At 52.5% G+C, this 7,594-nt stretch carries 1 protein-coding gene; it reads left to right on the top strand.

Going from position 1 to position 7,594, the window contains the following annotated elements; genetic code table 11:
- The coding region (locus tag JO375_RS15885) for a non-ribosomal peptide synthetase (protein WP_229525375.1) at window positions 1-7,594 on the top strand (7,594 nt) is incomplete at both ends.

Below are 7,594 nucleotides of genomic sequence, written 5' to 3'. Positions count from 1 at the left end.
TACCGGATTGCAAACGGAATCGGTGCCGATTGGCCGTCCGATCCATAACTCGACGGCATATGTCGTGGACGGCTCGATGCAGTTGCAGCCTGTCGGGGCGTGGGGAGAGCTGATCGTCGGCGGTGACGGGGTGGCGCGCGGGTATCGCGACCGTCCTGACCTGACGGCTGAAAAGTTCATCGACAGCCCGTTTCGCAGCGGAGAACGCTGCTATCGCACAGGCGACCTGGTGCGCTGGAATGCGGACGGGACGCTGGAATACAAGGGCCGGATCGACGCCCAGGTCAAAATCCGGGGGTACCGGATCGAGCTGGGCGAGGTGGAAGCGCAGCTGCTGAAGCTGGAAGCAGTGCGAGAAGCCGTCGTGATCGCACGTGAGGACGAGCAGGGACAGAAGCAGCTGTGCGCCTATGTGGTGACCCATGCGGATGTAGCGGCAAACGAGCTGCGAAGCGCGCTGAGCCAGGTACTGCCGGGCTACATGGTGCCGTCGTATTTTATACAGCTGGAGCAATTGCCGCTGACGCAGAGCGGCAAGGTGGACCGCCGGGCGCTGCCGCAGCCGGAGGGATGTGTAAACTCAGGCACAGCATTTATACCCCCTCAAACTCCATTGGAAGTACAGCTGGCAAATATCTGGCAAGAGGTGCTGGAGCTTGAGCGCATTGGGAGAAAGGATAACTTTTTTGAAGCAGGCGGCCATTCCCTGCGGGCGACACATGTCATATCGCTCATCCATAAGAAATTGCATAAAAATGTGCAGTTGAAGGATTTGTTTGAGCACCCGACGATTGAACTGCTTGCACAGGCTATTGCAGCGCTGGATCAAACCGCCTATGAATCGATCCCTGTTGCTGAGAATAAGCCGTATTATGCGGTATCCTCGGCGCAAAAACGGATGTATATCCTGAGTCAGCTTGACGGAGCGGGAGTTAGCTATAACATCCCCGGCGCCCTGACACTGACAGGTTCACTCGATCATAGAGCACTGGAAAAAGCGTTCCGCCAGCTTATTGCCCGTCATGAAACATTGCGTACTAGCTTTGAGACCATGAACGGTGAACCAGTACAGCGAGTGCATGACGAAGTCCCATTTCATATCGAACTGCTCCAGGCCGATGAAGCCGACCGTAAGCACACGGATCAACTGGTACATGATTTTGCCCGGCCGTTTGAGCTTGCGCAGGCTCCGCTGTTCCGGACGGGCCTGATTGAAACCGGCCCAGAGCATCATATTTTGCTGCTGGATATGCATCACATTATTTCAGACGGTACCTCTATCAACGTACTGATTCAGGATTTCGCCCGCTTATATGCAGGCGACACGCTGCCGCCACTGCGTATTCAGTACAAGGACTACGCCGCTTGGCAACAGAAGCAGCAGCAAAGCGAACACTACCGGAAGCAAGAAAGCTACTGGCTGAATACCTTCTCGGGTGAGCTGCCCGTGCTGGATATACCGACCGATTATCCGCGTCCGGCGGTGCGAAGCTTTGCAGGAGATTTGCTGGAATTTACACTCAATCCACGGCAAAGCGAAGGACTAAAAAGAATTGCAGTACAGACAGAATCGACATTGTATATGGTGCTGTTGGCTGCGTATACAGCTTTGCTCAGCCATTATAGCGGACAGGAGGATATTATCGTCGGTTCGCCCATTGCCGGCCGGTCTCATGCTGATCTTGGCCATCTGATCGGAATGTTTGTAAATACATTGGCTATGCGTAATTACCCGGAAGGCGGGAAAACATTTCGCGATTATGTCCTGGAGGTCAAGGACAATGCATTGAAGGCTTTTGAGCATCAGGACTACCCGTTTGAAGAAGTGGTAGACAAGCTGGGTGTGGATCGGGATTTAAGCCGCAATCCGCTATTTGATACCATGTTTGCTCTGCAAAATCTGGAGCAAAAGGAGCAGCAGCTGGAAGGGCTGCAATTGACACCCTATCCGAATGAACAAACAGCGGCCAAGTTTGATTTGAGCTTGTTCGCGCAGGAGGATGGTGAGCAAATTGCCTGTGGTCTTCAATATGGAACCCGGCTGTATAAGCGGAAGACCATCGAACGATTGGCGTCACATTTGCAGCAGCTTGTCGATGCAGTTATAGAACAGCCGGATATTGTTCTTTCCGCGATTGAAATCGTTTCGCCCCAGGAAAAAGAGCAGATTGTAGAGCAATTTAACGATACAGCAGCAGACTATCCATATCCGTGTGATCAGTCTGTGCATGTGTTGTTCGAGGAACAAGCCGCACAATCGCCGGATCGGGTGGCCATCACCTTTGCGGACACACGGCTTACCTACCGCGAGCTGAATGAACGTTCCAACCGTCTGGCACGCATACTCGCTTCTCAAGGGATACGGCGCGGCTCCGAGCCGGAAATACAGCGGGTAGGGATTATGGCTGAGCGCTCCATTGAACTGATCGTCGGTATGCTGGCGATTTTGAAGGCTGGAGGGGCCTACGTTCCGATGGATGCCGATTATCCTGAGGAGCGTATCCGTTATTTGCTAGAGGATTCCGGCGCTCAGCTGTTACTGGCACAGCGACGTGAGCAGGTTCTTTTTGAACCGGGTATTCCGGTTATCGCTTTGAGTGATGATCCAAGATGGAACAGCGAACCTGAACTTAATGTGCATGCGGATGACTCTGCTGTGATCTCAACGGAGGGATCTTCTTCAGATCTTGCGCATGTCATATATACCTCTGGTACAACAGGCAAGCCGAAGGGGGTTATGATCGAGCACCGTAATGTCGTGCGGTTGGTGAAAAACCAAAGCTATGCCACGCTTGATGAAAATACGCGTATGCTGCAAATAGGTGCAGTTGTGTTCGATGCCTCCACGTTTGAAATCTGGGGAACGCTGCTGAACGGTGGTCAGCTGTACCTGGTGAGTCATGACACGATTTTGGATACCGCCAAGCTCAAACAGGCGATTGACAAGTACCGCATTACTACCATGTTCATGACCTCGGCTTTATTCAATCAGCATTCACAGCAAGACATTGGCTTATTTGCGTCCCTGAGGGAACTGCTCGTAGGTGGTGATGTATTGTCCGTACCACACGTCAATCGCGTGTTGAAGGAGTACCCGCAGCTGCGGTTGATCAATGCTTACGGACCGACAGAGAACACGACTTTTTCCACCTCCTACGACATCCCGGAACGGCAAACCCAGGCTATCCCTATCGGGCGTCCGCTTCATCATTCGACTGCGTATGTGGTCAATCGTTCATTGAAGCTGCAGCCTGTCGGGGCATGGGGGGAACTGATCGTCGGTGGCGACGGTGTGGCGCGTGGATACCTGAACCGTCCGGAGCTAACGGCAGAAAAGTTTATAGCCAGTCCATTCCGCTCTGGAGAGCTCTGCTATCGTACAGGGGATTTGGCGCGTTGGCGCGCAGATGGGGTTTTGGAGTATAAGGGACGTATGGATGAACAGGTCAAAATTCGCGGCTACCGCATTGAGCTGGGTGAAATTGAGACCCGATTGTCCGCTATTGCCGGTGTGAAGGGGTCCATTGTTACCGTACGCCAGGACGATAACGGGCAAAAACAGCTGTGCGCATATTTCGTAACTGACAGCGGACTGAGTGCCAGCGGCTTGCGTCATGTTTTGTCACAGGATTTGCCTGGCTACATGGTGCCTTCCTACTTTGTGCAGCTTGCCTCATTGCCGCTGACGTCTAACGGCAAAGTAGACCGCAGAGCATTGCCTGCACCTGAGCACAATGTGGATACAGGCATGGATTATGTGGCGCCTGAAACGGAAGTTCAGCATGCACTGGCTGCGGCTTGGAGGGCAATTCTGGGGATCCGGCGAGTTGGAATACAGGATAACTTTTTCCATTTGGGCGGCGACTCCATCAAGGCCATTCAAGTGTCATCCCGTCTGTTTCAGGCTGGATACAGGCTGGAAATGAAGGATCTGTTCAAATACCCGACGATTGCCGGACTATGCACACATATTCAGCCAGTGAACCGGCTGGCGGAGCAGGGAGAAATAACAGGGCATGTTTTGCTTACCCCGATTCAGCGCTGGTTTTTTGAGCAGCCTACGACGGAGCCGCACTATTTTAACCAATCGGTCATGCTTTACCGGCAGGAGGGCTATGATGAACAGGTACTCCGTCAAGCGCTGGACCAAATTACTGCTCATCATGATGCATTGCGTATGGTTTTTCGTGCATCGGAGAATGAGTATATCGCATGGAACCGCAGTGTAGGGGAAGGCGAAACGTACCATCTGGAGAGTTTTGATTATAGGAACTTCCCTGCAAGCGGGAAGGATGTGGCGAAGGTTATTGAAACGAAGTGCAATGACATTCAATCCGGCATTTCTTTGAGTGAAGGCCCGCTCATGAGGCTCGGGCTGTTCCGTTGTCCGGATGGAGATCATTTGCTGGTCGTGATTCACCATTTGGTGGTGGATGGGGTATCATGGCGTATTTTATTCGAGGATTTGACAACTGCTTATGAGCAAGCCTCCAAGGGTGAACAGGTGATTCAGCTGCCTCATAAAACGGATTCGTTCCAAACGTGGGCCGAGCAGCTGCATGCTTATGCTGACAGTCCAGCCATCGAACGTGAGCGTGCGTATTGGGAGAAGCTTGCACAAGCGGAGCTGGCTCCTTTACCGCAGGATTACGGGCATAACGAGCACGAAAAGCCGCTCATTGGCGACAGCGAGTCGGTGACCGCCGTATGGACCAATGAAGAGACAGAGCAGCTGCTCAAACAGGCAAACCGCACCTACCGCACAGAGGTTAACGACCTGCTGCTGACGGCTGTGGGGATGGCATTGCAAGCGTGGTGCGGAAATGGGCGTTTCCTGATTCATCTGGAGGGGCATGGCCGGGAATCGATTTTACCAGAGGTGGACATTACCCGGACGGTAGGATGGTTTACAAGCCAATATCCCGTTTTGCTTGATATGGCAGAAGAGCTGTCTCTTTCGCAGCGAATTAAGCATGTAAAGGAAGGAATGCGCGGCATCCCGCAAAAAGGAATCGGGTGCGGCGTATTGAAATACTTAGCTGATCTTCAGGGACAGGCGGCATCTCCAGCCATTTTTGCGGCAGATCCCGAAATCAGCTTTAACTATTTGGGACAGTTCGATCAGGACATGAAGGGAAATGATCTGCAGTCATCCCCTTTCAGTGGGGGTATGCCGCTTAGCCCGTCTATGGCTCGGACGTATACGCTGGATTTTGGCGGCATCATTTCGGGAGGCCAGTTGGGGCTGACGATTAGCTATAGCCGTACTAGCTATCGGCCAGAGACGATAGAGCGATTGGCGAAATTACTGGAAGCGAGTTTGCGTGAAATTTTGACGCATTGCACCAATAAAGAACACCCGGAGCTGACCCCAAGTGATATTTCCTATAAAGAAATGAGTGTAGAGGGCTTGGACAGCCTGTTATCTGAAATGGGTACTGCGGGTAAGATCGACAATATATATACACTGACCCCGATGCAAAAAGGGATGCTGTTTCACAGCCAGCTCGACAGTCAAGCAGCCGCTAATGACGCGTATTTTGAGCAGGTTTCTTATGATATGCAAGGCCAGCTGGACATTCGGGCTTTTGCAGACAGCCTGAATATGCTGGTTCGGCGGCATGAGGCGCTGCGTACACATTTTTATTTTGGCCGGGATACGGAGCCGTTGCAGGTAGTGTATCGAAGCCGGGACTGCGGCTTTTATTACGAAGATTTACGCGAGCTGGATGTGGAAACAAGGGACGCCCGGCTGAAGAGCTTCAAGCTGGAAGATAAAGCACGGGGCTTTGATCTGCGCCAGGATGTTCTGCTGCGTGTAGCGGTTTTGCGCACCGGGGAAGACAGTTACCATTTTGTGTGGAGTTTCCATCATATTGTGATGGATGGCTGGTGTCTGTCCCTTGTGAATAAAGAAGTGTTTGAGAGCTATGCAGCACTTCAGGTGGGCAAAGTGCCAGAGCTGGCACAGGCAGTGCCGTACAGCAGCTTTATTGAGTGGCTGGAAGCACAGGATCGCGAGGCGTCAGCCGACTACTGGAGAAGCTATTTATCCGGGTATGAGCAGCCAACAGCGCTACCTGCAGTAAAAACCGGTCGCAAGAGTGAAGGCTACACAGCCAGCGATTGGGTGACGGATTTGGAGCATGAGCTGGCCCTTCGGGTAGAGGAGACGGCCAAGCGGTATCAGGTGACCATGAATACGTTATTACAAACCGTATGGGGGATTGTGCTGCAAAAATATAACAACCACAATGATGTCGTATTTGGCAGTGTCGTCTCAGGCCGTCCATCGGATATTATCGGGGTCGAGAACATCATCGGCTTGTTCATTAATACGATTCCCGTTCGTGTCCGTACCGAGCCAGGGGAATCATTTGCAGAAGTCATGAAGAACATGCAGGAGCAGGCGCTGGCTTCTCATGCGTATGATACGTATCCACTATTTGAAATTCAGGCATTAACCGACCAGAAACAGGATTTAATTAACCATATTATGGTGTTTGAAAATTATCCGGTGGATGAGCAGGTCGAGGAGCTGGGAAATGACGGGCAGGGTACATTCACGATCTCCAACGTGGTGGCTGCAGAGCAGACCAACTACGATCTGGGCGTTGTCGTTATGCCGGGAGAAGTCATCAAGATTCGTTTTATGTATAACGCGCTCTGCTTTGATCAAGCAGGCATTGAACGTCTGTATGGACATTTTGTACGTTTGCTGGAGCAAATTTTGCTTGACCCGAATGTTTGCGTGGAAGAGCTGGAACTGGTTACAGCGGCGGAGAAACAACAGATTACAGGAAAATTTAATAATACTGCCTCTGCATATCCACACCATCAGACGATCCAAAAGCTGTTTGAGGAGCAGGCTGAGCGCACGCCGGATCATATTGCCGTATTTTGGGGCCATCAATCTTTAACCTACCGTGAACTGAACGAGAGAGCCAACCGTCTCGCACGCACCTTGCGCGCGGAAGGCGTCGAGCCGGATCAGCCAGTAGGCATTCTGGCGCAGCGCTCGCTGGAGATGATCGTAGGCATCTATGCGATCCTCAAGGCAGGCGGAGCCTACGTGCCGATCGATCCAGACTATCCAGCAGATCGCATCCGCTTCATGCTGGAGGACTCGGGAGCGAAGCTGGTGCTGACGCAAGCGCGTGTGGCTGAGCAGGCATCCTTGAGCTTTGACGGCAAGGTGCTGGTGCTGGATCTGGATCGTCCAGAGCAGGATGGCCAGGACATCTACCACGAAGACGGCTCGAATCTGGAGCCGCTGAGCGGGCCGCACCATGTAGCCTATATCATCTACACCTCCGGTTCGACCGGAAAATCGAAGGGCGTGATGGTGGAGCATCATTCAGTTCTGAACCGGATTTTGTGGATGCATGACCGTTACGGCCTGAGCGCAGAGGATACGATCCTGCAAAAGACCACCTTCACCTTCGACGTGTCGGTATGGGAGCTGTTCTGGTGGTCGATGGTTGGCTCGAAGGTGAGCCTGCTGCCCGTTGGCGGGGAAAAGGATCCGGAGGACATTGTCGATGCGATTGCCCGTGATGGAGTCACCACGATGCACTTCGTGCCAGCGATGCTA

Source organism: Paenibacillus farraposensis (genome assembly GCF_020736845.1).
GTDB lineage: Bacteria > Bacillota > Bacilli > Paenibacillales > Paenibacillaceae > Paenibacillus > Paenibacillus farraposensis.
The sequence above is the reverse complement of the archived record's forward strand: the minus strand, read 5'-3'. Positions and strand labels throughout refer to the sequence as shown.